The organism is Streptomyces sp. DF42 (genome assembly GCF_058267695.1).
This window is the reverse complement of record NZ_CM177859.1, coordinates 6,116,341-6,142,798: the sequence shown is the minus strand read 5'-3', so window position 1 is coordinate 6,142,798 and position 26,458 is coordinate 6,116,341. Positions and strand designations below refer to the sequence as shown.

The 26,458-nt window shown below is 71.3% G+C and carries 28 protein-coding genes; 19 read left to right on the top strand and 9 right to left on the bottom strand.

Annotation, left to right across the window (positions count from 1 at the left end; genetic code table 11):
* The first annotated feature begins 164 nt into the window (after nucleotides 1-164).
* On the top strand, nucleotides 165-710 hold the full coding sequence (locus ACYUED_RS28295) for a hypothetical protein (RefSeq protein ID WP_491294471.1): 546 nt from the start codon (nucleotides 165-167) through the stop codon (nucleotides 708-710).
* Between the two features lie 457 nt (nucleotides 711-1,167).
* Here ACYUED_RS28295 and ACYUED_RS28290 read toward each other — a convergent pair whose 3' ends face one another.
* Together ACYUED_RS28290 and ACYUED_RS28285 are read right to left on the bottom strand one after the other, a co-directional pair.
* Nucleotides 1,168-2,292, bottom strand: a complete 1,125-nt coding sequence (locus ACYUED_RS28290) for an adenylate/guanylate cyclase domain-containing protein (RefSeq protein ID WP_266520730.1) — start codon at nucleotides 2,290-2,292, stop codon at nucleotides 1,168-1,170.
* 190 nt (nucleotides 2,293-2,482) lie between these two features.
* Entirely contained in the window at nucleotides 2,483-3,343 is an 861-nt protein-coding gene (locus tag ACYUED_RS28285) for a biotin--[acetyl-CoA-carboxylase] ligase (RefSeq protein WP_491286314.1), read from the bottom strand.
* A 111-nt stretch (nucleotides 3,344-3,454) separates the two neighbouring features.
* On the opposite strand from ACYUED_RS28285, the gene ACYUED_RS28280 reads away from it, so the two are divergent.
* From ACYUED_RS28280 to ACYUED_RS28265, 4 genes are all read left to right on the top strand, one after another.
* Nucleotides 3,455-5,074 (top strand): acyl-CoA carboxylase subunit beta, encoded by a 1,620-nt coding sequence (locus ACYUED_RS28280; protein ID WP_491286312.1) that lies wholly within the window; start codon nucleotides 3,455-3,457, stop codon nucleotides 5,072-5,074.
* 24 nt (nucleotides 5,075-5,098) lie between these two features.
* Complete coding sequence (locus ACYUED_RS28275; protein ID WP_491286310.1) at nucleotides 5,099-5,308, top strand: acyl-CoA carboxylase epsilon subunit; 210 nt, start codon at nucleotides 5,099-5,101, stop codon at nucleotides 5,306-5,308.
* A 157-nt stretch (nucleotides 5,309-5,465) separates the two neighbouring features.
* Nucleotides 5,466-5,594, top strand: a complete 129-nt coding sequence (gene mmpB / locus ACYUED_RS28270; RefSeq protein WP_266520724.1) for a morphogenic membrane protein MmpB — start codon at nucleotides 5,466-5,468, stop codon at nucleotides 5,592-5,594.
* A gap of 31 nt (nucleotides 5,595-5,625) precedes the next feature.
* A complete protein-coding gene (locus ACYUED_RS28265; RefSeq protein WP_491286307.1) occupies nucleotides 5,626-6,246 on the top strand; it encodes a Maf family protein in 621 nt (206 codons plus the stop codon).
* On the opposite strand, the gene ACYUED_RS28260 is transcribed toward ACYUED_RS28265, so the two are convergent.
* Complete coding sequence (locus tag ACYUED_RS28260) at nucleotides 6,215-6,739, bottom strand: hypothetical protein (RefSeq protein WP_491286305.1); 525 nt, start codon at nucleotides 6,737-6,739, stop codon at nucleotides 6,215-6,217. The two genes, ACYUED_RS28265 and ACYUED_RS28260, sit on opposite strands and share 32 nt — an antisense overlap.
* Before the next feature lie 364 nt (nucleotides 6,740-7,103).
* Between ACYUED_RS28260 and ACYUED_RS28255 the strand changes: the two genes are divergently transcribed.
* Nucleotides 7,104-8,876, top strand: coding sequence for an acetyl/propionyl/methylcrotonyl-CoA carboxylase subunit alpha (locus ACYUED_RS28255; RefSeq protein ID WP_491286303.1), 1,773 nt, complete (start codon nucleotides 7,104-7,106; stop codon nucleotides 8,874-8,876).
* 272 nt (nucleotides 8,877-9,148) lie between these two features.
* The gene (locus ACYUED_RS28250; protein ID WP_491294470.1) at nucleotides 9,149-9,697 is read left to right on the top strand and encodes a TetR/AcrR family transcriptional regulator; all 549 of its coding nucleotides are present in this window, start codon (nucleotides 9,149-9,151) and stop codon (nucleotides 9,695-9,697) included.
* Nucleotides 9,698-9,797: 100 nt separating this feature from the next.
* Here the strand turns inward: ACYUED_RS28250 and ACYUED_RS28245 are convergent, their stop codons facing one another.
* Both ACYUED_RS28245 and ACYUED_RS28240 read right to left on the bottom strand, forming a co-directional pair.
* On the bottom strand, nucleotides 9,798-10,757 hold the full coding sequence (locus ACYUED_RS28245) for a DeoR/GlpR family DNA-binding transcription regulator (RefSeq protein ID WP_491286301.1): 960 nt from the start codon (nucleotides 10,755-10,757) through the stop codon (nucleotides 9,798-9,800).
* 166 nt (nucleotides 10,758-10,923) lie between these two features.
* A complete protein-coding gene (locus ACYUED_RS28240) occupies nucleotides 10,924-12,372 on the bottom strand; it encodes an NAD(P)H-quinone dehydrogenase (RefSeq protein ID WP_491286299.1) in 1,449 nt (482 codons plus the stop codon).
* A gap of 108 nt (nucleotides 12,373-12,480) precedes the next feature.
* On the opposite strand from ACYUED_RS28240, the gene ACYUED_RS28235 reads away from it, so the two are divergent.
* The 3 genes from ACYUED_RS28235 to ACYUED_RS28225 all read left to right on the top strand — a co-directional run bounded on the left by ACYUED_RS28235 (nucleotide 12,481) and on the right by ACYUED_RS28225 (nucleotide 15,762).
* A complete protein-coding gene (locus ACYUED_RS28235; RefSeq protein WP_266589557.1) occupies nucleotides 12,481-12,918 on the top strand; it encodes a gamma-glutamylcyclotransferase family protein in 438 nt (145 codons plus the stop codon).
* Nucleotides 12,919-13,061: 143 nt separating this feature from the next.
* Nucleotides 13,062-13,886, top strand: a complete 825-nt coding sequence (locus ACYUED_RS28230; RefSeq protein ID WP_491286296.1) for a purine-nucleoside phosphorylase — start codon at nucleotides 13,062-13,064, stop codon at nucleotides 13,884-13,886.
* A gap of 244 nt (nucleotides 13,887-14,130) precedes the next feature.
* The gene (locus ACYUED_RS28225; RefSeq protein ID WP_491286294.1) at nucleotides 14,131-15,762 is read left to right on the top strand and encodes a phospho-sugar mutase; all 1,632 of its coding nucleotides are present in this window, start codon (nucleotides 14,131-14,133) and stop codon (nucleotides 15,760-15,762) included.
* Nucleotides 15,763-15,807: 45 nt separating this feature from the next.
* Here the strand turns inward: ACYUED_RS28225 and ACYUED_RS28220 are convergent, their stop codons facing one another.
* Both ACYUED_RS28220 and ACYUED_RS28215 read right to left on the bottom strand, forming a co-directional pair.
* On the bottom strand, nucleotides 15,808-16,017 hold the full coding sequence (locus ACYUED_RS28220) for a hypothetical protein (RefSeq protein WP_491286292.1): 210 nt from the start codon (nucleotides 16,015-16,017) through the stop codon (nucleotides 15,808-15,810).
* 36 nt (nucleotides 16,018-16,053) lie between these two features.
* Nucleotides 16,054-16,785: a PH domain-containing protein gene (locus ACYUED_RS28215; RefSeq protein ID WP_491286289.1), complete on the bottom strand. Its 732-nt coding sequence runs from the start codon at nucleotides 16,783-16,785 to the stop codon at nucleotides 16,054-16,056.
* 160 nt (nucleotides 16,786-16,945) lie between these two features.
* Here ACYUED_RS28215 and deoC point away from each other — a divergent pair, with 160 nt between their 5' ends.
* The 3 genes from deoC to ACYUED_RS28200 are packed head-to-tail and all read left to right on the top strand — an operon-like array spanning nucleotide 16,946 to nucleotide 20,272.
* Entirely contained in the window at nucleotides 16,946-17,908 is a 963-nt protein-coding gene (deoC, locus tag ACYUED_RS28210; RefSeq protein ID WP_491294468.1) for a deoxyribose-phosphate aldolase, read from the top strand.
* 5 nt (nucleotides 17,909-17,913) lie between these two features.
* On the top strand, nucleotides 17,914-19,350 hold the full coding sequence (locus ACYUED_RS28205) for an aldehyde dehydrogenase family protein (protein ID WP_491286287.1): 1,437 nt from the start codon (nucleotides 17,914-17,916) through the stop codon (nucleotides 19,348-19,350).
* On the top strand, nucleotides 19,343-20,272 hold the full coding sequence (locus ACYUED_RS28200) for an aldehyde dehydrogenase family protein (protein WP_491286285.1): 930 nt from the start codon (nucleotides 19,343-19,345) through the stop codon (nucleotides 20,270-20,272). Before ACYUED_RS28205 ends, ACYUED_RS28200 begins: the two co-directional genes overlap by 8 nt.
* Before the next feature lie 77 nt (nucleotides 20,273-20,349).
* Here the strand turns inward: ACYUED_RS28200 and ACYUED_RS28195 are convergent, their stop codons facing one another.
* Nucleotides 20,350-20,709: a hypothetical protein gene (locus ACYUED_RS28195; RefSeq protein ID WP_491286283.1), complete on the bottom strand. Its 360-nt coding sequence runs from the start codon at nucleotides 20,707-20,709 to the stop codon at nucleotides 20,350-20,352.
* Between the two features lie 127 nt (nucleotides 20,710-20,836).
* Between ACYUED_RS28195 and ACYUED_RS28190 the strand changes: the two genes are divergently transcribed.
* Nucleotides 20,837-21,472, top strand: coding sequence for a uridine kinase family protein (locus ACYUED_RS28190; RefSeq protein WP_491286282.1), 636 nt, complete (start codon nucleotides 20,837-20,839; stop codon nucleotides 21,470-21,472).
* A gap of 193 nt (nucleotides 21,473-21,665) precedes the next feature.
* Here the strand turns inward: ACYUED_RS28190 and ACYUED_RS28185 are convergent, their stop codons facing one another.
* A complete protein-coding gene (locus ACYUED_RS28185; RefSeq protein WP_491286280.1) occupies nucleotides 21,666-22,403 on the bottom strand; it encodes a SigE family RNA polymerase sigma factor in 738 nt (245 codons plus the stop codon).
* Between the two features lie 242 nt (nucleotides 22,404-22,645).
* Here ACYUED_RS28185 and afsQ1 point away from each other — a divergent pair, with 242 nt between their 5' ends.
* The 5 genes from afsQ1 (at nucleotide 22,646) to ACYUED_RS28160 (ending at nucleotide 26,444) form a co-directional block, all read left to right on the top strand.
* Nucleotides 22,646-23,323, top strand: coding sequence for a two-component system response regulator AfsQ1 (afsQ1, locus tag ACYUED_RS28180; protein ID WP_046261189.1), 678 nt, complete (start codon nucleotides 22,646-22,648; stop codon nucleotides 23,321-23,323).
* Nucleotides 23,320-24,903: an ATP-binding protein gene (locus ACYUED_RS28175; protein WP_491286278.1), complete on the top strand. Its 1,584-nt coding sequence runs from the start codon at nucleotides 23,320-23,322 to the stop codon at nucleotides 24,901-24,903. The genes afsQ1 and ACYUED_RS28175 overlap by 4 nt, the downstream gene beginning before the upstream one ends.
* On the top strand, nucleotides 24,900-25,511 hold the full coding sequence (locus tag ACYUED_RS28170; RefSeq protein WP_491286276.1) for a hypothetical protein: 612 nt from the start codon (nucleotides 24,900-24,902) through the stop codon (nucleotides 25,509-25,511). The genes ACYUED_RS28175 and ACYUED_RS28170 overlap by 4 nt, the downstream gene beginning before the upstream one ends.
* An 82-nt stretch (nucleotides 25,512-25,593) precedes the next feature.
* A complete protein-coding gene (locus ACYUED_RS28165; protein WP_491286274.1) occupies nucleotides 25,594-26,145 on the top strand; it encodes a VanZ family protein in 552 nt (183 codons plus the stop codon).
* 95 nt (nucleotides 26,146-26,240) lie between these two features.
* Nucleotides 26,241-26,444, top strand: coding sequence for a PspC domain-containing protein (locus ACYUED_RS28160; RefSeq protein WP_491286271.1), 204 nt, complete (start codon nucleotides 26,241-26,243; stop codon nucleotides 26,442-26,444).
* Nucleotides 26,445-26,458: the final 14 nt, after the last annotated feature.

Below are 26,458 nucleotides of genomic sequence, written 5' to 3'. Positions count from 1 at the left end.
TTAACGCGGGTTAACAAGTTTCGGCCCGATCATCGCAGGGTTTCCCTTCGTTGTCCCCGTTCGAGTGACATCCGGTCCGACTCCCGCCGCGCCGCCCACGGGAGCGCGTAGCGTGCGTCCGCCACGGCGCACAGGGGGCGCTTGCGCAACGGGGAGGGGTCGTGATGATCGTGACGGCGGAGACATCGGTGAGGCGGGGCCGGCACCGCAGGCCGCGGCCCCGCAAGGTGCTGTTCGCCGTCGGGGGCCTCGCGCTGGCCGCCGGCGCCCTGAGCCTCGTACGGGTCGCGCCCGAGTCGGGGGTCGGCGGGGTCGGGACCGCGGAGGCCGAGCCCCGGCAGGACCCCGGTACGGGCACCGACCGGTCGGGCGACGCCGTGGCCACCGTCAGGGCCGTGCCCCGCGTCAGTCCCTCCGCGACGTCCGTGATGGGCGGGGCGAGCGCGACACCGACGGCGGCTTCGAGCCTCGTAGCCCTGCCGTCCACGACCGCACCGCCGGACCCGGAGTCCACCGTCACCACGACGGTCCCGCAAGCCCCGAACACCCCGGCACCCACGCCCCCACCCGCAACGACGCCGCCCGCCCCCCGACCGAATCCGACCTCAGGCCGTTCCGAACCCCCGCCAACCCGACCCCCGGACAACCCGGACGGCCCCGACCTCTGCGTCCCGGTCATCGGCCTGTGCGTGGGCCCACGCACAGGCTGAACCCACGGCCCGACCAGCCCTGCCGAAACACAGCCGCCCGACCAGGTCGAACGCGGTCGAGGGGAACCCCGACGCACCGGTCGCGCCCTGCGCGCCGAGATCGTGGACGGCCCACTGCAGATGCTTCGCCGGCCGCCGGTGCGGCACCCGCACCCCCTTGGCCCTGCCGCGCGCCCAGCACGTCCGACAGACACCACCCCGGAGCGACGCCCGGACGACCGCGGGCGCGACCCTCCCCACCAAGACGACGCTGCCTCACCCCACACGGCCCCCGCGCCCATAAGGGGCACCACGCCCACACCACCCGCACGCCCCGAGCTCCATGGACCAGTACCCGGACACGCCGGGCGCTACCGCGGTCGAAGCCGACGGGGAGCCCACGCCTGACCCGGCCGCGAGACCGCCAGACCGCCAAGCCACCGGGTCACCAGGCCACGGACCGCCGGGCCAAGGAGTCCTACGGGGCCTCGCTCCGTCGGGTCAGGAGCCAGGGCTCCACGACGCCGAGGCCGCGGACCGGGCGCTGCCACATCGGCTGGAGGGCGAAGCGGTACGTCGGGGGCTCCTCGCCCTCCTTCTCCGCCGCTGCGGCGGCCTCGGCCGCCTCGGCCTCGGAGGCCGGTGCCTCTCCGGTGCGGATCAGTTCCTGGGCGAAGTCGGCGTCGACGAGGACGGCGTCGCGCGGGGCTATCGACGTCAGCCGGGAGGCGAGGTTCACCGTCGTGCCGAAGACGTCGCCCATACGGGTGGTGACCGTGCCGAAGGCTATGCCGACGCGCAGCTCGGGCATCGTCTCGTCGTTCGCCATGGTCTCGATCAGGCGCAGCGCGATCTCGGCGGCGATCCCGGCGTCGTCGGCCGCGTACAGCACCTCGTCGCCCAGCGTCTTGACCAGTCGGCCGCCGTGCGCGGCGACCAGGTCGGCGGCGGTGGTCTCGAAGGCCTCGACGAGCTCGCCGAGTTCCTCCTCCTCCATCCGGCGGGTGAGGCGGGTGAAGCCGACGAGGTCCGCGAAGCCGACGGCCAGGCGCCGGTCGACCATCTCCTCGTCGTCGGCGGCCTGCACGACCCGCCCGGCCGAGGCGGCGAGCTGCCGCCGCCACACGTAGACGAGGAACTCCTCCAGCTCGGGCAGCAGCAGCTCGACGATCGGATACGTCACCTCGGTGCGCGTCATCCCCGGCTCGGGCGGCTCGGTCAGGCCCTCCAGGAAGGAGTCGATCTGCCACTCGGCGAGCCGGGCCGTGGTCTGCCCCGTGGACCGGGCCACCTGCACCGCCATCGCCTCGCTCAGCAGTCCCGCCTCGACCAGACCGGACAGCCGCCGCAGGGCGAGCACGTCGGCCTCGGTGAGCGCCTTGGCCTGCCCGATGTCGGCGAAGCCCATCGCCCGCCAGAAGCGGGTGGCCAGTTCCACGGAGACGCCCGCGCTGCGGGCCGCCTGGAAGGGGGTGTAGCGCCGCTCGGCGCCGAGGATCAGATGTTCCAGGCGCAGGGCGAGCGGGTCCTCGCCGGATTCGGCGGCATGGGGGTCCACCCGGCCGTCCGCGTCCGCGCCGGAGCCCGTGTCGTCGACGGTCACGCCTGCTGCCCTTCCGATCTGCCACGGTCAGGTATCGACCGGCCTCAACTGTACGGCAGGTGTGCCGTACCTCACTCCCGACGTGGGTGAGGCACCCGGCGCCGGTGCGGGCGTCGCTGGGGCCTGCTGCCCCCGCACCCGCTTCACCCGAAAGGCTTCGTCCTCAAAACGCCGGACGGGCCGGATCTGCTCACGCCGGCCGCACATGGACGATGTCGCCGGCGCCCACCGGCTCCTGCACTCCGTCCTGCGTTGCGATCACCAGCCTTCCGTCGCCGTCGACCGCCACCGCCTCCCCGGTGATCGACCGGTCTCCCGGCAGCTCCGCCCGCACCACCCTCCCCAGCGTCGCGCAACCCGCCGCATACGTCTCCTGCAAGCCGCTGGCCGCCGGATCGCCGCCGGCGTCCCGCCAGCGCCCGTACCACTCCTCCAGGGAGCGCAGCATCGCCCGCAGCAGGGGGTCCCGGTCCGTGCTCACCGCTCCGGCCAGCGCCAGCGAACCCGCCTGGGGGACCGGCAGTTCGTTCTCGCGCAACGTGACGTTGACGCCGACGCCGACGACCACTGCGTCCTCGCCGGCGCGCTCGGCGAGTATCCCGCCGGCCTTGCGCTCCTCGCCGCGGATGGAAACGAGCAGGTCGTTGGGCCACTTGAGTGCCGTGTCCACGCCGGCCGACCGGGACAGCCCCGTCGCCACGGCGACCCCGGTGAGCAGCGGCAGCCAGCCCCAGCGAGCGACCGGCACCTCCGCCGGTTTCAGCAGGACGGAGAAGAACAGGCCCGAGCGGGCCGGTGCCGTCCACTGGCGGTCCAGGCGGCCCCGCCCTGCGGTCTGCTCCTCGGCGACCAGGACCGTGCCCTCGGCCGCCTTGCCCGCGCCCGCCAGGGCGACCAGGTCGGAGTTGGTGGACCCGGTGCTCCGCACCAGCTCCACCTCGCGCCACAGCCCGCCCTCGTGCACGAGTCCCCGGCGCAGCGCGGTGACGTTGAGAGGAGGCCGGTCCAGATCGGACCAACGACTGTCGTCTGAAGCATCTCGCGGCGTCATGCAAGCCACCCTAGGTGTGTGAAACGCCGCACTGCTGATTCGTAAGCCCCCCACTACTCTACGGATGAGTAACCGTCCCCCCTTTTGAGCAGGCAGGGAGCCGCGATCCCGATGTCCGAGCCGGAAGAGCGTCAAGAGATCCAAAAGCACCAAGGGATCGATGTCCACACCACCGCGGGCAAGCTCGCGGATCTCCAGCGCCGTATCGACGAGGCGACGCACGCCGGCTCCGCACGCGCCGTCGAAAAGCAGCACGCCAAGGGCAAGTTGACGGCCCGTGAGCGGATCGAGCTGCTCCTCGACGAGGGCTCCTTCGTCGAGCTCGACGAGTTCGCCCGGCACCGCTCCACCAACTTCGGCCTGGAGAGCAACCGCCCCTACGGCGACGGCGTCGTCACCGGCTACGGCACCGTCGACGGCCGTCCGGTCGCCGTGTTCTCCCAGGACTTCACCGTCTTCGGCGGCGCCCTGGGCGAGGTCTACGGCCAGAAGATCGTGAAGGTCATGGACTTCGCGCTGAAGACCGGCTGTCCGGTCATCGGCATCAACGACTCCGGCGGCGCCCGCATCCAGGAAGGTGTCGCCTCGCTCGGCGCGTACGGCGAGATCTTCCGCCGCAACACCCACGCCTCCGGCGTGATCCCGCAGATCAGCCTGGTCGTGGGCCCCTGCGCGGGCGGCGCGGTCTACTCCCCCGCGATCACCGACTTCACGGTGATGGTCGACCAGACCTCGCACATGTTCATCACCGGCCCGGACGTCATCAAGACCGTCACCGGCGAGGACGTCGGCTTCGAGGAGCTGGGCGGCGCCCGCACCCACAACTCCACCTCCGGCGTGGCCCATCACATGGCCGGGGACGAGAAGGACGCGATCGAGTACGTCAAGCAGCTGCTGTCGTACCTGCCGTCCAACAACCTCTCCGAGGCGCCGGTCTACCCGGAGGAGGCGGACCTCGCCACCAGCGGCGAGGACCTGGAGCTGGACACGCTCGTCCCGGACAGCGCGAACCAGCCGTACGACATGCACACGGTGATCGAACACATCCTGGACGACGCCGAGTTCTTCGAGACGCAGGCGCTGTTCGCGCCGAACATCCTCACCGGCTTCGGCCGCGTCGAAGGTCACCCGGTCGGCATCGTCGCCAACCAGCCGATGCAGTTCGCGGGCTGCCTGGACATCACGGCATCCGAGAAGGCCGCCCGCTTCGTGCGCACCTGCGACGCCTTCAACGTCCCGGTCATCACCTTCGTGGACGTCCCGGGCTTCCTGCCCGGCGTCGACCAGGAGCACGACGGCATCATCCGCCGCGGCGCCAAGCTGATCTACGCCTACGCCGAGGCCACCGTCCCCCTCATCACGGTCATCACCCGCAAGGCCTTCGGCGGCGCCTACGACGTCATGGGCTCCAAGCACCTGGGCGCCGACCTCAACCTCGCCTGGCCCACCGCCCAGATCGCCGTCATGGGCGCCCAGGGCGCGGTCAACATCCTGCACCGCCGCACCATCGCCGAGGCCGACGCGAACGGCGACCTCGAAGCCACCCGGGCCCGCCTCATCCAGGAGTACGAGGACGCCCTCCTCAACCCCTACATCGCGGCCGAGCGCGGCTACGTCGACTCGGTGATCATGCCGTCCGAGACGCGTCGGCACGTCGTCCGCGGCCTGCGTCAGCTGCGTACGAAGCGCGAGTCGCTGCCGCCCAAGAAGCACGGCAACATCCCCCTCTAGCCTCCAGTCCGGCAGGGAGCCGTCATGAACATCAAGGTCGTACGGGGCAACCCGACCCCGGAGGAGCTGGCCGCCGCCCTGGCGGTGGTCAGGGTCCGCGCCGCGGCGGCGGCAACCGAGCCGTCCGGCGCGCCGCGGGACAAGGACGCGTGGTCGGACCCGGCCCGCGTCGCAGCGCACCGCCTGCCCCAGCCCGGGCGCACGTCATGGACCCGCACCTACTGGCCGGGCTGAGCCTCGGGTGCGCGGGGAACTGCGCATCTTTTCAGGGGCGCGGGGAACTGCGCGGCAGGCCCCCACGGGGCCCGCAGCCGTCGACGAACGCTGCGGGCCCCAAACCTGAGTACGCATACTCAGGCGCCGCCCCGCCCCTCCGCCGCACGCTGGTGACATGCTGTGGTCCGACCCCGAGAACGAGCCGCCCAAAGAACTGCGGGACATGCAGGAGATGTTGCGGCGGCTCGGTCTCCTCATGGCATTGGCCATGCTGCTGGCGATGATCGTGATCGGCCTGAGGTGAACGCCGACACGCCCGCCGATACCCTGACCGCATGACCGATCAGCCGCTCCGCCGCCTCGTCCTCGCCTCCCAGTCCCCCGCCCGGCTGAACCTCCTGCGCCAGGCCGGTCTGGAACCGGAGGTCATCGTGAGCGGCGTCGACGAGGACGCCGTGACGGCCCCCACCCCCGCCGACCTCGCGCTCGCCCTCGCCGAGGCCAAGGCCTCCGTCGTGGCCGCCAGGCCGGAGGTGCACGGCGCCCTGGTGATCGGCTGCGACTCGGTGCTCGACCTCGACGGCCAGGCGCTCGGCAAGCCCGCGGACGCCGAAGAGGCCACCGCGCGCTGGAAGGCGATGCGGGGACGCGCCGGCACGCTGCAGACCGGCCACTGCATCTGGGACACCACGAACAAGCGGTACGTGTCGGCCACGGCTTCCACGGTCGTCCGCTTCGGCGAGCCCACCGACGAGGAGATCGCCGCCTACGTCGCCTCGGGCGAACCCCTTTACGTCGCGGGGGCGTTCACGCTCGACGGCCGCAGCGCGCCGTTCATCGACGGCATCGACGGCGACCACGGCAATGTGATCGGCATCAGCCTGCCCCTCGTCCGCCGCCTCCTCGCCCAGTTGGGCGTCGGCATCACGGAGTTGTGGGCGCCGGCGGAGAAGTGAAGGGCGAGCCCTTGTCGTCCTTCAGGCCACCGTCGTTGCCGCCGTTGCCGCCGTCGCTCTCGGGGCCGGGTGCCGCGGGCGGGACCGCGTCGGAGGGCTCGGCCGGGCTGTCGTAGGTCATCAGCAGCAGCACGATGAGCGCCAGCACCACCACCATGAACAGGAACGCCGACCAGCCCACCAGCCCCCACGCGAACGCCCCCAGCAGCCCGTGCACCACGGCCGCGCTGATCAGCAGGATGCGCCCGAAGCCGGCCGGGGGGCGGTCCCTCAGGGCCACGAGGAGCGCGACCAGGCCGCACAGGGCGAAGTAGAGGCCGAAGAGGACCCCGCCGATCTTCGAGGACGTCGCCATCATGTCGGAGTCGAGGCCGGCCAGGGACATGTCCTGCCGGTCGACGACGATCCCCAGAAACCAGTTCAGTGCCGCGACGCCGAACGCCTCCACGAAGAGCACGACCGCCACGACCCACGCCACCGGTCTGCGCACCACCGGTCCCCACCCACTCTCGAGCCGAGCTCTTGTTACCCAAAGTACGTTCAGTACATCGCGAACGCTACTAACGGGTAAACCCCGGGACAAGGGTTCTGCGGAGGGCAAAGAATCATTGGGCCATTCGTAGGGACTCCACAAAGAAACCGAGTGGCCCGCAGCACGCTCTCACAGAGACCTTGACCACATGGGAGAGCTAGGGTTTCCCGGAGGAGTCCCGCGTGCCGTGGTGCGACAAGGGATTTCGCGGGTCGAGCAAGCCTCGTATCACGCTCCGTGTGGGCAAGCTCACCATTGGGGACGGGTCGTAGTGCCGTGTAGCCAGTCCCTAAACTCGGCTTGTTTCAAGGAGGGAGCCTCAATCGTGCGCAAGGTGCTCATCGCCAACCGTGGCGAAATCGCTGTCCGGGTCGCTCGGGCCTGCCAAGACGCGGGGATCGCGAGCGTGGCCGTCTACGCGGACCCGGACCGCGACGCTCTGCATGTCCGCGCCGCAGATGAGGCGTTCGCCCTGGGCGGTGACACCCCGGCGACCAGTTACCTGGACATCGACAAGGTTCTGAACGCGGCGCGTGAGTCGGGTGCGGACGCGATCCATCCCGGCTACGGCTTCCTGTCGGAGAACGCCGACTTCGCGCAGGCCGTTCTCGATGCCGGGCTGATCTGGATCGGCCCGCCACCGGCCGCCATCCGCGACCTGGGTGACAAGGTCGCCGCCCGGCACATCGCCCAGCGCGCCGGCGCCCCGCTGGTGGCCGGCACGCCCGACCCGGTGTCGGGGGCCGAGGAGGTCGTCGCCTTCGCCCGGGAGCACGGCCTGCCCATCGCCATCAAGGCCGCCTTCGGCGGCGGGGGACGCGGCCTCAAGGTCGCCCGCACCCTCGAAGAGGTACCCGAGCTCTACGAGTCCGCCGTCCGTGAGGCGGTGGCCGCGTTCGGCCGAGGCGAGTGCTTCGTCGAGCGCTACCTCGACAAGCCGCGCCACGTGGAGACCCAGTGCCTGGCCGACACCCACGGCAACGTGGTCGTCGTCTCCACCCGCGACTGCTCGCTGCAGCGCCGCCACCAGAAGCTGGTCGAGGAGGCCCCCGCGCCCTTCCTCTCCGAGGCACAGGTCGCCGAGCTGTACGCCTCCTCCAAGGCCATCCTCAAGGAGGCCGGCTACGTCGGCGCCGGCACCGTCGAGTTCCTCGTCGGCATGGACGGCACGATCTCCTTCCTGGAGGTCAACACCCGCCTGCAGGTCGAGCACCCGGTCACCGAGGAGGTCGCCGGCATCGACCTGGTCCGCGAGATGTTCCGCATCGCCGACGGCGAGGAACTGGGCTACGGCGATCCCGAACTGCGCGGCCACTCCTTCGAGTTCCGCATCAACGGCGAGGACCCCGGCCGGGGCTTCCTGCCCGCTCCGGGCACCGTCACCGCCTTCGACGCGCCGTCCGGCCCGGGCGTGCGTCTGGACGCCGGCGTGGAATCCGGATCGGTCATCGGCCCGGCCTGGGACTCGCTGCTGGCCAAGCTGATCGTCACCGGCGCCACCCGCGCCCAGGCCCTGCAGCGCGCCGCCCGCGCCCTGGAGGAGTTCCAGGTCGAGGGCATGGCCACCGCCATCCCCTTCCACCGCAAGGTGGTCACCGACCCCGCGTTCGCCCCCGAACTCACCGGCAGCGCCGAGCCCTTCACGGTCCACACCCGCTGGATCGAGACCGAGTTCGTCAACGACATCAAGCCCTTCACCGCCACCGCGGACGCGGACACGGACGAGGAACCGGGCCGCGAGACGGTCGTCGTCGAGGTCGGCGGCAAACGCCTGGAGGTCTCCCTGCCCTCCTCCCTGGGCATGTCCCTGGCCCGCACCGGCCTCGCCGCCGGCGCCCGCCCCAAGCGCCGCGCCGCCAAGAAGTCCGGCCCGGCAGCCTCCGGCGACACCCTCGCCTCCCCCATGCAGGGCACCATCGTGAAGGTCGCCGTCGAGGAAGGCCAGGAGGTCAAGGAAGGCGACCTCGTCGTCGTCCTCGAAGCGATGAAGATGGAACAGCCCCTCAACGCCCACAAGTCCGGCACCGTCATGGGCCTGTCCGCCGAAGTCGGCGCCTCCCTCACCTCCGGCGCCCCGATCTGCGAAATCAAGGACTGAGGCAACCCAGCCCTTCCCGCACGACATCACGAGGCGCCCGGCGGACCGGAACACTCGGTCCGCCGGGCGCCTCGTTCTCCCTCACATCCCCCCGGCGCTGCTGGGCCGGATGCGGCGCCTCAGGTTCGGGCAGCCCGCTCGCGCATCCTCGATGGCATGCTGGACGCAGACGGGGGCGCAGGCGAGGGCAGGTGGGAGGCATGGTGGGCACGACGTCGGCGGAGACGGCGGTGCACGAGGACCCGGCGGCGACACCGGCGACCCCGCGTGCCATGCGTGCCGACGCCCGCCGCAACCACGAGCGGCTGCTCGCCGAGGCCCGTTCCGCCTTCGCGGCGCACGGGACGGACGCATCCCTGGAGGACGTGGCCCGGCGCGCGGGCGTGGGCATCGGCACCCTCTACCGGCATTTCCCCAACCGCCACGCCCTGTTGAGCGCGGTCTTCGAGGACGCGGTGAGTGACCTGCTGGCCCGCTCCCACGAACTCCTCGAAGCCCCCGAGCCGTGCACGGCTCTGGTGACATGGCTGCGGGAGATCGTCGCGCACGCGGGCGAGTACCGGGGCCTGGCACGGGCGTTGATGTCCGTCTCCACCGACGACACCTCCGCACTGGCCCGCTGCAGCGGGCCCCTTCGGGAGGCGGGCGGCGCCCTGCTGACACGGGCTCAGGAGGCGGGCAGAGTACGCGCCGACGTGGCAATCGGCGACCTGCTCCAGCTGACGCACGCGATCGCGCTGGCGGCGGAGGAATCCCCGGGCGACCCCGGCCTGGCGGACCGCTTGCTGACCCTCACCCTGCGGGGCTTGACGGACGGCTAGTGCTCCGACCGCCGGTCCGTGGCACGAACCGCGGCTGACCGCTGCTCTCGCGGCCGGCGAACCCCCACGGCGAAGAGGTAGGTGAGAGCCGAGGTCGCCCCTACCGCCGCCGCAGGTCCGCAACCCGCGCCCGCTCCGCCCCCGCCGAGGCCTCACCGAGCACCGCGGCCGTCCTCAGGGGCGCCCCCGGCCCGGAGACCTGTCCGCGCCGCGGCCCCGGCAGGGCGACGTCCCGGCGCGCTTGGCGCGGGGGGACCGGATCACCGGCCGAACTCCCCGACGCCCCGGCGACAGCGATCTGCACCCCTTGATCGGCGAGGGCCTGAAGCTCCGTGGCCGCACGGTCGTCGTGCGGTGGCGGCTCGTCCGTCACCAGCCGCGTGATCACATCCGTCGGCACGGTCTGGAACATGGTGTCCGTGCCGAGCTTGGTGTGATCGGAGAGCACGACGACCTCGGCGGCGGCCTGCACGAGCGCCCGGTCGACGGACGCCGACAGCATGTTGGACGTGGACAGGCCGCGCTCGGCGGTGAGCCCGCTCCCGGAGAGGAAGGCCCGAGACACCCGCAACCCCTGCAGGGACTGCTCGGCTCCGCTGCCCACCAGGGCGTAGTTGGAACCGCGCAGGGTGCCGCCGGTCATCACGACCTCCACACGGTTGGCATGGGCCAACGCCTGGGCCACCAACAGGGAGTTGGTGACGACGGTCAGCCCGGGCACCCGGGCGAGCCGGCGGGCCAGCTCCTGTGTGGTGGTGCCCGCCCCGACCACGATGGCTTCGCCCTCTTCCACGAAGCCCGCGGCGAGGTCGGCGATGGCAGTCTTCTCGGCGGTCGCGAGATGTGATTTCTGCGGAAAGCCGGACTCCCGCGTGAACCCGCCCGGCAATACCGCACCGCCGTGCCGGCGGTCGAGGAGTCCTTCTGCCTCCAGTGCGCGCACGTCCCGCCGTACGGTCACTTCGGAGGTCTGGACGACACGGGCGAGCTCACGGAGCGACACGGCCCCATTCGCTCGCACCATTTCGAGGATCAATTGGCGACGTTCTGCAGCGAACACGAAACTGACAGTAACCCCAACGACCGTCTGCTTTCAGCAGTTTGCGCCGAATAGCAGAAGTTGTTCGCACACAAGGACGGGAAGTGGTATAGGGCGTACCCGTCCCGCCTATGCCGTACGCATGCTCGACAACTCCCCGTGACCAGCGAGGAGTCGGTTTCCGCCGTCAGATCTCGCCGCCGGACTTACGCGTGTGAAGCTGGCGCGCGACCTCCGCGATCGACCCCGAAAGGGAGGGATACACGGTGAACGCGTTCGCGATCTGTTCGACCGTCAGATTGTTGTCGACGGCGATCGAGATCGGATGGATCAGTTCCGAAGCGCGCGGCGAGACGACCACACCACCGACCACGATGCCCGTGCCTGGCCGGCAGAACAGCTTCACGAAACCGTCCCTGATGCCCTGCATCTTGGCCCGCGGATTACGCAGCAACGGCAGCTTCACGACCCGGGCGTCGATCTTTCCGCCATCCACGTCCGCCTGCGTGTAACCGACGGTCGCGATCTCGGGATCGGTGAAGACATTCGACGAAACCGTCTTCAGATTCAGCGGGGCCACCGCGTCGCCGAGGAAGTGGTACATGGCGATCCGGCCCTGCATGGCGGCCACGGAGGCGAGGGCGAAGACACCGGTCACGTCACCGGCGGCGTACACACCGGGAGCCGTCGTCCGGGAGACCTTGTCGGTCCAGATGTGCCCGGACTCGCGCACCTTGACGCCGGCCTTCTCCAGCCCCAGCCCCGCACTGTTCGGAATGGCACCGACCGCCATCAGACAGTGCGAACCGCTGATGACCCGCCCGTCGGACAGCGTGACCTCGACCCGGTCGCCGACCCGCTTGGCGGCGGCGGCCCGCGACCGCGCCATGACGTTCATGCCGCGCCGCCGGAAGACGTCCTCGAGGACGGCGGCGGCATCCGGGTCCTCACCCGGCAGGACACGGTCCCGCGACGACACCAGCGTCACCTTGGACCCGAGCGCCTGATAGGCACCGGCGAACTCGGCACCGGTCACACCCGACCCCACCACGATGAGCTCCTCGGGAAGCTCGTTGAGGTCGTACACCTGGGTCCAGTTGAGGATGCGCTCGCCGTCGGGCTGGGCGTCGGGCAGCTCACGCGGATGGCCGCCGGTCGCGATGAGCACGGCATCGGCGGTGAGGGTCTCCTCGCTGCCGTCGGCGGTGGAGACGATCACCTTCCGCGAACCGTCGAGGGCCTGCATGCCCTCCAGCCGCCCGCGCCCCCGCATGACCCGGGCCCCGGCACGCGTCACGGACGCCGTGATGTCGTGCGACTGGGCCAGCGCGAGCCGCTTCACACGCCGGTTGACCTTCCCCAGGTCGACCCCCACCACCCGGGCGGCCCGCTCCAGCGGCGGGGTGTCGTCGGCGACGATGATCCCCAGCTCCTCGTACGACGAATCGAAGGTGGTCATCACCTCGGCCGTAGCAATAAGAGTCTTCGACGGCACGCAGTCGGTCAGCACCGACGCCCCGCCCAGACCGTCGCAGTCGACGACGGTCACCTCCGCGCCGAGCTGGGCGGCCACCAGGGCCGCCTCGTATCCGCCGGGTCCGCCACCGATGATCACGATCCGAGTCACGTACCCCATTGTCCCGCACCGTTCAAGGTGCTATCGCCCCGGGGGCGGGGCAATGGGTTGGCAAGGGGCCGCTGATCCCCCCGAGACGCCTGTGCCGACTGCCGTACCCTCGACCCCATGTCGCTCTACGCCGCGTACGCCGGCAACCTCGACGCGCGGCTGATGACCCGCCGCGCCCCGCACTCGCCGATGCGCGCCACCGGCTGGCTGAACGGGTGGCGGCTGACCTTCGGGGGCGAGCACATGGGCTGGGAGGGCGCGCTGGCGACGATCGTCGAGGACCCGCTCTCCCAGGTCTTCGTCGCGTTGTACGACATCGCGCCGCTCGACGAGGAGTCGATGGACCGCTGGGAGGGCGTCGGCCTGGGCGTCTACCGCCGGATGCGGGTGCGGGTGCACACCCTGGAGGGCGAGGAGTCGGCGTGGACGTACGTCCTCGACGGCTACGAGGGCGGCCTCCCGTCGGCGCGCTACCTGGGCGAGGTGGCCGACGCCGCCGAGTCTGCGGGAGCCCCGCACGACTACGTGATGGAGCTGCGCAAGCGCCCCTGCTGAGCACAGCGAACCCACAGACACCGCACAGGCCCCTCCGCCCCCACTCCACCCCCGCCCTTCGTTGGAAACGACAAGACAACGATCGCAAACCCGTGAGCTCTGTCATCTACGCGCGTAGGCCCCGACCGGCTACTCTCGACCGCGTGAACGCATCTCTTCTTCCGGACGACATCCAGGGCGACCCCCACGCCGCCGCCGACGCCGCCGCCGCACGCCTGCGCGACCTGACCGGCGCCGAGACCCACGACGTCGCCCTCGTGATGGGCTCCGGCTGGGCACCGGCGGTGGACGCCCTCGGCGCACCCGATGCCGAGTTCCAGGTCACCGAGCTGCCCGGTTTCCCGCCGCCGGCGGTGGAGGGCCACGGCGGCAAGATCCGCTCATACCGCATCGGCGCCAAGCGCGTCCTGGTCTTCCTGGGCCGCACCCACTACTACGAGGGCCGAGGCGTCGCCGCCGTGGCACACGGCGTGCGCACCGCGGTCGCCGCCGGCAGCAAGACGATCGTCCTCACCAACGGCTGCGGCGGCCTGCGCGAGGGCATGCGCCCCGGCCAGCCGGTCCTGATCAGCGATCACATCAACCTGACGGCGACGTCCCCGATCATCGGCGCGAACTTCGTCGACCTCACCGACCTCTACTCCCCCCGCCTGCGCGCCCTGTGCAAGGAGATCGACCCCACCCTGGAGGAGGGCGTCTACGCGCAGTTCCCCGGCCCTCACTACGAGACGCCGGCCGAGATCCGCATGGCGCGGGTGATCGGCGCGGACCTGGTGGGCATGTCGACGGTCCTCGAAGCGATCGCCGCACGCGAGGCGGGCGCCGAGGTGCTGGGCATCTCCCTGGTGACCAACCTCGCGGCCGGCATGACGGGCGAGCCCCTGAACCACGAAGAGGTCCTCCGGGCGGGCCGCGACTCGGCGACACGAATGGGCTCGCTGCTGGCGCAGGTCCTGGGCCGTATCTGAGCGCACCTGGCAGTCCCCGCGCCACGATGGGCCGTCAGCCGCCCACGGCGAACAGGGGCTGGGGAGTGTCCGCCCGCAGCGGCCGGCGTCCGTCACCGGGCACCACCCGGCCAACGGCACCGCCGACCGAGGACGGACACCCCCGGCCCCGACCCGCCCACCGACCCGAGGCGCGACACGCACCCCCGCCGAAGCCGCACAGGCGCCGCAGGCATCACGACCCACACGAGAGGCTGGACCGACCGTGCAAGACGATCTCATCGCCCGGGCCAAGACCTGGCTGGCCGAGGACCCCGACCCGGACACCCGTGACGAGCTCGCCAAGCTCATCGAGGCCCGAGACGTCACCGAACTCACCGCCCGCTTCAGTGGCACCCTCCAGTTCGGCACCGCGGGCCTGCGCGGCGAACTCGGCGCCGGCCCCATGCGCATGAACCGCTCGGTCGTGGTCCGGGCAGCCGCGGGCCTCGCCGCATACCTCAACGCCAAGGGCCGGCAGGGCGGCCTGGTGGTCATCGGCTACGACGCCCGCCACAAGTCAGTCGACTTCGCCCGCGACACGGCCGCCGTGATGACCGGCGCCGGCTTCCGCGCCGCCGTGCTTCCCCGGCCCCTCCCCACCCCCGTCCTCGCCTACGCCATAAGGCACCTGGGCGCGGTCGCCGGCGTGGAGGTCACCGCCAGCCACAACCCGCCCCGCGACAACGGCTACAAGGTCTACCTCGGCGACGGTTCCCAGATCGTGCCGCCCGCGGACACGGAGATCGCAGCCGAAATCCAGGCGATCACATCGCTCCACGACATCCCGCGCCCGGACACCGGCTGGGAGACCCTCGACGACAGCGTCCTCGACGCCTACCTGGCCCGCACGGACGCCGTACTCGCCGCCGGCTCCCCCCGCACCGCCCGCACCGTCTACACAGCGTTGCACGGCGTCGGCAAGGACACCCTCCTCGCCGCCTTCGCCCGCGCCGGTTTCCCCCGGCCCGCCCTCGTCGCCGAACAGGCCGAGCCCGACCCGGACTTTCCCACCGTCGCCTTCCCCAACCCGGAAGAGCCGGGCGCCATGGACCTGGCCTTCGCGAAGGCCCGCGAGACCGACCCGGACCTGATCATCGCCAACGACCCCGACGCCGACCGCTGCGCCGTCGCCGTCAAGGACCACGGGGAGTGGCGGATGCTGCGCGGCGACGAGGTCGGCGCGCTGCTCGCCGCGCATCTCGTCCGGCGCGGCGCGCAGGGGACGTTCGCCGAGTCGATCGTGTCGTCCTCCCTCCTCGGGCGGATCGCCGGAAAGGCAGGTCTGCCGTACGAGGAGACGCTCACCGGCTTCAAGTGGATCGCCCGCGTCGAGGGCCTGCGCTACGGCTACGAGGAGGCCCTCGGCTACTGCGTCGACCCCGACGGCGTACGCGACAAGGACGGGATCACGGCCGCCCTCCTGATCACGGAACTCGCCTCGCAGCTCAAGGAGGAGGGCCGCACTCTCCTCGACTTCCTCGACGACCTCGCCGTGGAGCACGGGCTGCACGCCACCGACCAGCTCTCGGTCCGGGTCGAGGATCTCTCCGTCATCGCCCGCGCCATGGAGCAGCTCCGTGAGCAGCCCCCGACCGAGCTCGCGGGCCTCGCCATCACCCGGGCCGAGGACCTCAGCCAGGGCACCGACAGGCTCCCGCCCACCGACGGCCTGCGCTACACGCTCGACGGCGCTCGCGTGATCGTCCGCCCGAGCGGCACGGAGCCCAAGCTGAAGTGCTACCTGGAGGTCGTGGTCCCCGTTCCGACCCACGCCGCCCTGCCCACGGCCCACACCACCGCGAACGAACTGCTCACGGCGATCAAGCGGGACCTGTCGGCCGCAGCGGGCATCTGACCGAGGGGGTGCCCGCGAGGGCGCCCCCTTCACGCTGCACCGCCGCTACGGCAACAGGATCAAGCCCGCCGCCCAGGCGAGAGCCGCCACCACGCCCAGCGGCCACAGCAGCCGCCCCCGCTCCCGTTCGCCCGCCTCGACGAGCGGCCGGTACCCGGGCTCCCGCCACATCGCGGCGATCTCGGCGGCCGTTCTCTCATAGGGGTGGACGAGCCCGGCCTTCCGCTCCAGCCAGGGCCACCGGAAGCCGAGCACCGACCACTCGTCGAAGGGGACCCGGCGGCTGTCGACCTAGCCCGTCGCCACCAGGATGGCCAGCAGCACGACCCCGGCCAGCACCGGACCCGCGATCTCGTACGCCCAGCGCACGGTCACCTCGCCCTGCGCCGTCTCCTCCGCCCGCTCATGCGTCTCCAGGAGCTCGCGCAGGTCGTCCATGACCTGGTCGGACTGCGCGCGAGTGGAACCCCTGGGGCCGGCGGCGCCGCCCGAGAACCCACCGGCCCCGAAGGAGCCGCCCAGACCGCCCATACGTCCCCGCCCCCCGAGGCCGCCGCGCCCGCCCCGGCCGTCCGCCTCCGCTGCCCGCTCCGCCGTCGACCTGGCCTCGCGCCGGGCCGCCCTCTTGCGGGCCCGCAGCGAGACGGGGACGGACCACAGCTGGTACGTCCCGCCGGAGTTGGTGACGACCTCGTTCGAGTAGCCGGACCGCAGGGTGGCTACCTGGCCCCACGGCACCACGACCACGCGGAACGGGTTGCGGATGCGCAGCCGCTCATTGTTGGCGTACACGGCCGGGCGGAGTGTGAAGGCGACGATCAGAGGGACGATCAGGATCAGCGTGGCGAGCGCGAGCCAGGGCGTGCGGCCGTGCCCGGAGATGATCGCGTCGATGCCGAGCCAGGCCGCGATGGCCAGCAGCAGGACACCGCCGGCGATGCCCGAGGACGACCGGTAGACCCGGTCCTTGAACTCGGAGGCCGGGGGCTGCGGCGCTGGTGACTCGTGGTCCGGGGTCGTCATGGTCCCGATTCTGCCCGACGGCCGGGGCGGTGCTCGTACGCGGTGTGACCGCACCGGACGAACAGCCGTACGAACAGCCACAGGCGCAGCCGGACAGCAGCTGAACGAGCAGCCGGGGCTGTACAGCCGCTACGCGCGTAGATATGCTCGTCTGGTGACCATGCCCACCAATGCACCCACAGCAGCTCACACACTCTCGGACGTCGCCGCGTCCGACAGCACGCTGCGCCGCTTCCTCCACGGGCTGCCCGGCGTCGACGCGGTCGGCCTGGAGGGGCGGGCCGCGTCCCTCGGCACCCGTTCCATCAAGACGACCGCGAAGGCGTACGCCATCGACCTCGCCATCTCGATGGTCGACCTGACGACGCTGGAAGGCGCGGACACCCCGGGCAAGGTCCGGGCGCTCGGCGCCAAGGCGGTCCGCCCCGACCCCACCGACCGTACGACTCCCTCGACCGCGGCCGTCTGCGTCTACCCGGACATGGTTCCCGCCGCGAAGGAGGCCGTCGCCGGCTCGACCGTGAAGGTCGCCTCGGTCGCCACCGCCTTCCCGGCGGGCCGCGCCGCGGTCGCCGTGAAGCTGGCGGACGTGCGCGAGGCCGTCGCCGCGGGCGCGGACGAGATCGACATGGTCATCGACCGCGGGGCGTTCCTCTCGGGCAACTACCTGAAGGTGTACGACGAGATCGTCGCCGTGAAGGAGACCTGCGGGGCCTCGGCCCGCCTCAAGGTCATCTTCGAGACGGGCGAGCTGTCGACGTACGACAACATCCGGCGTGCGAGCTGGCTCGGCATGCTGGCGGGCGCGGACTTCATCAAGACGTCCACCGGCAAGGTCGCCGTCAACGCCACCCCCGCGAACACCCTGTTGATGCTGGAGGCGGTCCGCGACTTCCGCGCCCAGACCGGCATCCAGGTCGGCGTGAAGCCCGCGGGTGGTATCCGCACCTCCAAGGACGCCGTCAAGTTCCTGGTCATCGTCAACGAGACGGCGGGCGAGGACTGGCTGGACAACCACTGGTTCCGCTTCGGCGCCTCCTCGCTCCTGAACGACCTGCTGATGCAGCGTCAGAAGCTGGCCACCGGCCGCTACTCCGGCCCCGACTACGTGACGGTGGACTGATCACCATGGCATCCGCATTCGATTACGCACCGGCGCCCGAGTCCCGCTCGATCGTCGACATCGCCCCCTCCTACGGCCTGTTCATCGACGGCGAGTTCACGGAGGCGGCCGACGGCAAGGTCTTCAAGACGGTCTCGCCGTCGACCGAGGAGGTCCTCTCCGAGATCGCCCAGGCGGGCGAGGCGGACGTCGACCGCGCCGTGAGGGCCGCCCGCAAGGCCTTCGGGGAGTGGTCCGCACTGCCGGGCGCCGAGCGCGCCAAGTACCTGTTCCGCATCTCCCGGATCATCCAGGAGCGAAGCCGCGAACTGGCCGTCCTGGAGACGCTGGACAACGGCAAGCCCATCAAGGAGACGCGCGACGCCGACCTCCCCCTGGTCGCCGCGCACTTCTTCTACTACGCGGGCTGGGCCGACAAGCTCGACCACGCCGGCTTCGGCGGGTCCCCCCGCCCCCTCGGCGTCGCCGGGCAGGTCATCCCCTGGAACTTCCCGCTGCTGATGCTGGCGTGGAAGATCGCCCCTGCCCTCGCGACCGGCAACACGGTGGTGCTGAAGCCCGCTGAGACGACCCCGCTCTCCGCGCTGTTCTTCGCGGACATCTGCCGCCAGGCCGGCCTGCCCAAGGGTGTCGTCAACATCCTTCCGGGATACGGCGACGCGGGCGCCGCGCTCGTGGCGCATCCGGACGTGAACAAGGTCGCCTTCACCGGCTCCACGGCCGTCGGCAAGGAGATCGCGAAGACCGTCGCGGGCACCCGTAAGAAGCTCACGCTCGAGCTGGGCGGCAAGGGCGCCAACATCGTCTTCGACGACGCCCCGATCGACCAGGCGGTGGAGGGGATCGTCAACGGCATCTTCTTCAACCAGGGCCAGGTGTGCTGCGCGGGCAGCCGTCTCCTCGTCCAGGAGTCGATCCAGGACGAGCTGCTGGAGTCCCTGAAGCGCAGGCTCTCCACCCTCCGCCTCGGCGACCCGCTGGACAAGAACACGGACATCGGCGCGATCAACTCCGAGGAGCAGCTCTCCCGTATCACCTCGCTCGTCGAGCGGGGCGAGGCGGAGGGCGCCGAGCGCTGGTCGCCGGCCTGCGAACTCCCCTCGTCCGGCTACTGGTTCGCCCCGACGCTCTTCACGAACGTCACCCAGGCGCACACCGTCGCCCGCGACGAGATCTTCGGCCCTGTGCTGTCCGTCCTCAACTTCCGCACCCCGGACGAGGCCGTGGCGAAGGCCAACAACACGCCGTACGGCCTGTCCGCGGGCATCTGGACGGAGAAGGGTTCGCGCATCCTGGCGGTCGCGGGCAAGCTCCGGGCCGGTGTCATCTGGTCCAACACGTTCAACAAGTTCGACCCGACGTCGCCGTTCGGCGGCTACAAGGAGTCGGGCTTCGGCCGCGAGGGCGGCCGTCACGGTCTGGAGGCGTACCTCGATGTCTGAGAAGTCCGAGCAGCAGCGTCTGAGCGTCTTCAAGACCTACAAGCTGTACGTCGGCGGGAAGTTCCCGCGTTCCGAGAGCGGCCGGGTGTACGAGGTGACGGACTCCAAGGACAACCGGCTGGCGAACGCGCCCCTTTCGTCCCGCAAGGACGCCCGTGACGCGGTGGTCGCCGCCCGCAAGGCGTTCGGGGCGTGGTCCGGCGCGACGGCGTACAACCGCGGGCAGATCCTCTACCGCATCGCCGAGATGCTGGAGGGCCGCAGGGAGCAGTTCGTCCGGGAGGTCGCCGACGCCGAGGGCCTGTCTCCCGCGAAGTCGAAGTCGAACACGGCGAAGGCCGCCGCGCTCGTCGACGCCGCGATCGACCGCTGGGTCTGGTACGCGGGCTGGACCGACAAGATCGCTCAGGTGGTCGGCGGCGGGAACCCGGTGGCGGGCCCGTTCTTCAACCTCTCCTCCCCGGAGCCGACGGGCGTCGTCGCCGTCCTCGCACCCCAGAAGTCGTCCTTCCTGGGCCTGGTCTCGGTCCTCGCCCCGGTGATCGCCACCGGCAACACGGCGATCGTGATCGCGAGCGAGAGGTCCCCGCTCCCGGCGCTGTCGCTGGGCGAGGTGCTCGCCACCTCCGACCTGCCCGGCGGTGTGGTCAACGTGCTGTCGGGCCGTACGGCGGAGATCGCCGCGCCGCTCGCCGCGCACCAGGACGTCAACGCGATCGACCTGGCGGGCGCCGGCACCGACGACGGCCTGGCGAAGGAATTGGAGATCGCGGCGGCGGACAACCTGAAGCGCGTCCTTCGTCCACAGCCTGTGGACGACTGGACGGCGACTCCCGGCATCGACCGCATGACGGCGTTCCTGGAGACGAAGACCGTCTGGCACCCGACGGGTTCGCTGGGCGCGTCCGGCTCGTCGTACTGACGACGGCCCCCGCAGACCGAGAGCCGCGTCCTCCCACCGTCCGGGGAGGACGCGGCTCTCTCGCGTGCGCCTCGGCCTCAGGAAAGACCTCCGCCGCCCAGCATCCCCGCGAACCCCTCCAGCGCCGGGACGGCGCCGATCGGGCCGGTCTGGGTGATCGGGCCGGTGATCCCGGACAGCGGGATGTCGACGCCCTTGTTGTGCGGGTCGCCGGCGCCCCTGAGGATCGCGAGGTCACCCCCGATGTCCTTCACCGGGGCGGCCTGCGGGGCGGCGGCGATCTTGCTGATCGCGGTCGGCGACACGGGCACCTTCAGGGCCGCGGCGGAGTCCGCGGACGCCGTCGCCGCGCCCGCGCCCAGCGCCGCGGAGGCGGTCGCGAGGGCGATCAGGGCGCGCGTGGCGGTGGAGTGGAGCGGGGAGGTGTGTCGTGCCATTGCTGAAGCCACCTTCGAGTTCACAGAGTAATCAGTTCGACACGAAGGGTAGTTGAGGTGTGACGCGCGCTCCAAAGACGACCCGCGGGGTCGGCAGGGCCTACGGAATACGTCAAACTGGTGTCCCGTGAGCATCCATCTCCCCTCCCCCGCCCGCGTCGTGCTGCTCTGCGGCCCCTCGGGCTCGGGCAAGTCCCTGGTCGCCGCCCGCTCCGGCCTCCCCGTGCTGCGCCTCGACGACTTCTACAAGGAGGCCGAGGACCCGACGCTGCCGCTGGTGGCGGGAAGCTCCGACATCGACTGGGACCACCCGGACTCCTGGGACACCGAAACGGCCGTCACCGCGATCGCCCGGCTGTGCCGCACGGGCCGTACGAACATTCCCGTGTACGACCTCGCGCTCAGCGCCCGCACCGGCGAGGAGAGCGTCGACATCGGGCGCACCCCGCTGTTCATCGCGGAGGGCATCTTCGCGGCCGAGATAGTCGAGCGCTGCCGGGAGTTGGGGCTGCTGGCCGACGCGCTGTGCCTGAACCGCGGCCCGGTCCGCACCTTCCGCCGCCGTTTCCTGCGCGACCTCAAGGAGGGCCGCAAGTCGGTCCTGTTCCTGCTCCGCCGCGGGTGGCGCCTGATGCGCCAGGAACGCTCGATCATCGCCCGCCAGACCGCCCTCGGCGCGTACGCCTGCGACCGTGACGAGGCGCTGGGCCGGTTGGCCGCGGCCGCGGTGGGCCGGCGCCCGGCGGCGACGCCGGCCGGCTGAGCGCACACGGAAAAGCGGGGGCACACGGAAAAGCGGGACTGGACGGACCCCCCGGCCCTCCGGTCCCGCTCCCCCGTTCCCCCGTTCCCCCCGTGGTGCTTCCCCCAGATCCCGTCGGGCCCCCGTTCCCCCGTTGGCCCCCCGGTTACCGCTCCCCCGTGCTTCCCCCGTTACCTGCTTCCCTCCCCAGCCCTCAGGCGACGAGCTCCCCGAAGGCGTCCTCCTCGTCACGGCCGAAGCTGAGGACCTCGTCCTCGCGCAGCCGGCGGAGCGACCGCCAGATGCTGGACTTCACCGTGCCGACACTGATGTCGAGGATCTCCGCGATCTCCGGGTCCGTGCGGCCCTCGTAGTAGCGCAGGACCAGCATGGTGCGCTGGAGTTCGGGGAGGCGGGCGAGCGCCTGCCACAGGACGGCGCGCAGTTCGGTGCCGCGCATCGCGTCCGTGTCGCCGGGCGTCTCCGGCAGTTCCTCGGTCGGGTATTCGTTCAGCTTGCGGCGGCGCCACGCGCTGATGTGCAGATTGGTCATGGTGCGGCGGAGATATCCGCCGACCGCCGCCTTGTCGCTGATCCGGTCCCACGCCTTGTACGTCGAGAACAGCGCGCTCTGCAGCAGGTCCTCGGCCTCGAAGCGGTCACCGGTCAGGTGGTAGGCGGTTGCGTACAGGGAGGCGCGGCGCTCCTGGACGTAGGCGGTGAACTCCGCTTCCGACAGCGAACGACGCTCCCCCGTGTCCTCCCTGTACGCGCTTCCCCCGTGTTCCCCCGTGACGTCAACAACCGACATGTACGCCGTGTGCTGACGCCCGGTGCCGCGAGCGCACCCCCGCCCGCTCACGGCACCGGACTTCTCGGAACCCCGGCCCCCGTTCACGTCGTGAAGACGCGTGATCACTGCGCTGGTGGTGATGCCGTGCAGCGTGTTCATCTCGCGCCCCCCGTCGTGGACTTCCGGTGTTCGGCTTGCTCAGGCGGTGCTTCCTTGCCTGTGCCGAGAAGCTTGCCAACGCACCTTCATGGCCGTGTCCGCCGACTGTCACAGACCTGTCACAGGGGTCGGCCGTATGCGGGACCCGGCGCGGTCACAGAGAAGAGCGGTATGTGCACGTAGACGTACTGGTCCGTAGCAGGAGTCGAAACCCCACCCCACCATGGGCCAGAATGAGCCCCGTGCCTTCCCTGTTGCTGATCGAAGACGACGACGCCATCCGTACGGCCCTGGAGCTGTCTCTTACGCGCCAGGGACACCGGGTTGCCACCGCTGCCACCGGAGAGGACGGTCTGAAGCTCCTGCGCGAGCAGCGGCCGGACCTGATCGTGCTGGACGTGATGCTGCCCGGCATCGACGGGTTCGAGGTGTGCCGGCGCATCCGGCGCACGGACCAGCTGCCGATCATCCTGCTGACCGCGCGCAGCGACGACATCGACATCGTCGTCGGGCTGGAGTCCGGCGCGGACGACTATGTGGTCAAGCCGATCCAGGGGCGGGTGCTGGACGCCCGGATCCGGGCCGTGCTGCGGCGCGGCGAGCGGGAGTCGACCGACGCGGCGAGCTTCGGCAGCCTGGTCATCGACCGCGCGGCGATGACTGTCACGAAGAACGGCGAGGACCTGCAGCTCACCCCGACCGAGCTGAGGCTGCTGCTGGAGCTGAGCAGGCGGCCGGGGCAGGCGCTGTCCCGGCAGCAGCTGCTGCGCCTGGTGTGGGAGCACGACTACCTCGGTGACTCCCGGCTGGTGGACGCGTGTGTCCAGCGGCTGCGCGCCAAGGTCGAGGACGTGCCGTCGTCCCCGACGCTGATCCGTACCGTGCGCGGTGTGGGCTACCGGCTGGACACGCCTCAGTGACCGAAGCACCAGGGGGGGTTCGCGGCTGGGCCGCGACGCGCAAGGGACATCTCTCACGGCTGCGGTTCACCAGCCTCCGGCTGCGTCTCGTCGTCGTGTTCGGGCTCGTGGCCCTCACCGCGGCCGTCTCCGCGTCCGGGATCGCGTACTGGCTCAACCGCGAGGCCGTGCTCACCCGCACCCAGGACGCGGTGCTCGGCGACTTCCGGCAGGCCATGCAGACGCGGGCAGGCACGCTGCGCTCGCACCCCACGCAGGACGAACTGCAGCACACCGCCGGGCAGATGACCCTCAGCAGCCAGCGCTTCAGCGTGCTGCTCGTCGCCCAGGACCCCGACGGCAAGACGGTGTACGGCAGCTCGGGCGGACTCGACGGCTTCTCGCTGCGGGACGTGCCCGAGTCGCTGCGCGCGGCCGTGACCAAGAAGCAGCAGGTCGACTCCGGCAACAAGTACGCGTACCACCTGTACTGGCAGCGGATCAGTGAGCACGGCACGCCGTACCTGGTGGCCGGCACGAGGGTGATCGACGGCGGGGCGACCGGCTACATGCTCAAGTCGCTGGAGCCGGAGGCCAAGGACCTCAACTCCCTTGCCTGGTCGCTGGGGATCGCCACCGCTCTCGCACTGGTCGGCTCGGCGCTGCTCGCGCAGGCCGCCGCCTCGACCGTGCTGAAGCCCGTGCAGCGCCTGGGAAGCGCCGCCCGCCGGCTCGGCGAGGGCAAGCTGGACACCCGGCTCAGGGTGTCCGGCACCGACGAACTCGCGGACCTGTCACGGACGTTCAACCACGCGGCCGAGGCGCTGGAGAAACGGGTCGAGGACATGGCATCGAGGGACGAGGCGTCCCGGCGGTTCGTCGCGGACATGAGCCATGAACTGCGTACCCCGCTCACCGCGATCACCGCCGTCACGGACATCCTCGAGGAGGAGCTGGAGGCGGAGTCCGGGAGCGTGGACCCGATGATCGAGCCCGCCGTCCGGCTCGTCGTCAGCGAGACCCGGCGGCTCAACGACCTCGTCGAGAACCTGATGGAGGTCACCCGCTTCGACGCGGGCACCGCGCGCCTGGTCCTGGACGACGTCGACGTGGCCGACCAGATCACGGCGTGCATCGACGCGCGGGCCTGGCTGGACGCGGTGGACCTGGACGCCGAGCGCGGTATCCACGCCCGGCTCGACCCGCGCCGCCTGGACGTGATCCTGGCGAACCTCATCGGCAACGCGCTCAAGCACGGCGGCTCGCCCGTCCGCGTCGTGGTGCGGGAGTCGGAGGCGAAGAGCGGGGAGGACGCGCGGGTCGTCATCGAGGTACGGGACCACGGGCCCGGCATCCCCGAGGACGTCCTGCCGCACGTCTTCGACCGCTTCTACAAGGCGAGCGCGTCCCGGCCCCGCTCCGAGGGCAGCGGCCTGGGCCTGTCCATCGCCATGGAGAACGCCCACATCCACGGCGGCGAGATCACCGCCGCGAACTCCCCCACCGGGGGTGCGGTGTTCACGCTGTGGCTGCCGCGGGACGCGTCGGCACTGACGGAGGAGTCCGAGAAGGACCCGGGGAAGGGCGCGAACGCCTCATGACCGTACGACGCCTGCTGGCGCTCCCCTTTTTCGTCGGCACGGCCGCGCTGCTCACCGGGTGCGGCATCCGATCCACCGAGGTGCCCACGGACTTCGGGGCGGCGCCCTCACGGGTGCAGTGCTCGCTGGCCGGCCCTGACGTCTCGACTCAGGCCTCGCGCGGGCTGCCGGTGCAGGTGTTCCTGCTGTGCGGCTCGTCGCTGGTCGCCGTCGACCGGACGGTACGGGTTCCCAACGGCACCCCGGACTCGCGGCGGCGGCTGCTGGTGGCGCAGGGGCTGCTCGACCAGCTCGCGGCGTCGCCGTCGGCCGCCGAGAAGGAGGCCGGGTACACGACCGACGTACGCGGCGGGATGAACGTGAGCGGGCCGCGCCCCGGCGACCCCGAGGACACGCTCCGTCTGAGCAGCCCGCCCGGCGGCCTCACGTCCTTCGCCCTGGCCCAGGTCGTGTGCACGTTCTCCGACTCGGCGGCGGCCGAGGGCGACGGCTCGGTCATCCTCGGCGGGCCCGGACATGACCCGCTGCACCGCTACGCGTGCACGGACGGGGTCCGATCCCGCCCCGGCACCGAGAAGCCGCCGTCCGGCGAGGTGACGGGCGGCTGACGTGCGGGTGTGGCGCAAGCCTCATCGAGGTGCGCGGGGAGCAGGCGGAACCGATCGTGCCGACGGGCGCGTCTAGAGGGGCGTGCAGCGTCAAGGCTCCATCGGCGGCAGCGCCGCGATCCGCATCCGTGTGACAGGGGGTGTCCTCCTCGTCGCACACCTCGCGTTCGTCGCCTGGCTCACGCTGCGTCCGCTGGACGTGCTGTGGGTGATGCCTCCCAACGTGCGTCCCTTCGCCGGCATCCGGGCCGACCTCGCCCTGGGCTGGCCTCAGGCGGCCCGCAGCATCGGCGAGGGCGTCGCCCTCCTCGCGCCGCTCGGCGTGCTCCTGCCGATGGCGCACGGCAGGCTCTGGGCCTTCCCGTTCGCCTCGTTCCTCCGTACGGTCGCCGCGGGCGCGCTGGTGTCGCTGGGCATCCTGCTGCTGCAGACCGGGGTGCCGGGCCGGGTCCCGGACGTCGACTCGCTGCTGCTGAACACCGTGGGCGTGGCCCTCGCCCACCTCGCCGTCGTCCCGGTGGCCCGCTGCTGGCTCCGTCGCAGGTCCGAGCGCGGGGACGGCGCGGCCGTCCGCCAGGAGGACGCGGCTCAGGGTCGCACCCCGACGTTTCCCAGGGTCGGGATCGCACCATAGAGCGACGCTTTGCCCCCTTCGTCTCCGTAGCGTTGATGGCAGATGAGGCAGTCACCGAAGGCCGCCTTGGACCGACGCTCACGAAGGAGCCGCACATGTCCGCCCTTGCCCGCCCCACGAACGGCCGCATGATCGGCGGAGTGTGCGCCGCGCTGGCCCGGCGCTTCGGCACCTCCGCGACGACGATGCGCGTGATCTTCCTGCTCTCCTGCCTGCTGCCGGGCCCGCAGTTCCTGCTCTACATAGCGCTGTGGATCCTGCTGCCCTCGGAGGACCAGGCGGCCCGTACCGCCTGGTGACCTTCGCGGATACG

Excerpts from the sequence above, each read along its gene's own strand:
- ACYUED_RS28170 (WP_491286276.1), top strand. The coding sequence starts at position 24,900 with ATGACCGTACGACGCCTGCTGGCGCTCCCCTTTTTCGTCGGCACGGCC.
- ACYUED_RS28235 (WP_266589557.1), top strand. The coding sequence starts at position 12,481 with ATGTCGCTCTACGCCGCGTACGCCGGCAACCTCGACGCGCGGCTGATG.
- ACYUED_RS28280 (WP_491286312.1), top strand. The coding sequence starts at position 3,455 with ATGTCCGAGCCGGAAGAGCGTCAAGAGATCCAAAAGCACCAAGGGATC.
- ACYUED_RS28205 (WP_491286287.1), top strand. The coding sequence starts at position 17,914 with ATGGCATCCGCATTCGATTACGCACCGGCGCCCGAGTCCCGCTCGATC.
- ACYUED_RS28275 (WP_491286310.1), top strand. The coding sequence starts at position 5,099 with ATGAACATCAAGGTCGTACGGGGCAACCCGACCCCGGAGGAGCTGGCC.
- mmpB (WP_266520724.1), top strand. The coding sequence starts at position 5,466 with ATGCTGTGGTCCGACCCCGAGAACGAGCCGCCCAAAGAACTGCGGGAC.
- ACYUED_RS28185 (WP_491286280.1), bottom strand. The coding sequence starts at position 22,403 with ATGAACACGCTGCACGGCATCACCACCAGCGCAGTGATCACGCGTCTT.
- ACYUED_RS28250 (WP_491294470.1), top strand. The coding sequence starts at position 9,149 with ATGCGTGCCGACGCCCGCCGCAACCACGAGCGGCTGCTCGCCGAGGCC.
- ACYUED_RS28195 (WP_491286283.1), bottom strand. The coding sequence starts at position 20,709 with ATGGCACGACACACCTCCCCGCTCCACTCCACCGCCACGCGCGCCCTG.
- ACYUED_RS28240 (WP_491286299.1), bottom strand. The coding sequence starts at position 12,372 with ATGGGGTACGTGACTCGGATCGTGATCATCGGTGGCGGACCCGGCGGA.
- ACYUED_RS28285 (WP_491286314.1), bottom strand. The coding sequence starts at position 3,343 with ATGACGCCGCGAGATGCTTCAGACGACAGTCGTTGGTCCGATCTGGAC.
- ACYUED_RS28160 (WP_491286271.1), top strand. The coding sequence starts at position 26,241 with ATGTCCGCCCTTGCCCGCCCCACGAACGGCCGCATGATCGGCGGAGTG.
- ACYUED_RS28200 (WP_491286285.1), top strand. The coding sequence starts at position 19,343 with ATGTCTGAGAAGTCCGAGCAGCAGCGTCTGAGCGTCTTCAAGACCTAC.
- ACYUED_RS28215 (WP_491286289.1), bottom strand. The coding sequence starts at position 16,785 with ATGACGACCCCGGACCACGAGTCACCAGCGCCGCAGCCCCCGGCCTCC.
- deoC (WP_491294468.1), top strand. The coding sequence starts at position 16,946 with ATGCCCACCAATGCACCCACAGCAGCTCACACACTCTCGGACGTCGCC.
- ACYUED_RS28265 (WP_491286307.1), top strand. The coding sequence starts at position 5,626 with ATGACCGATCAGCCGCTCCGCCGCCTCGTCCTCGCCTCCCAGTCCCCC.
- ACYUED_RS28295 (WP_491294471.1), top strand. The coding sequence starts at position 165 with ATGATCGTGACGGCGGAGACATCGGTGAGGCGGGGCCGGCACCGCAGG.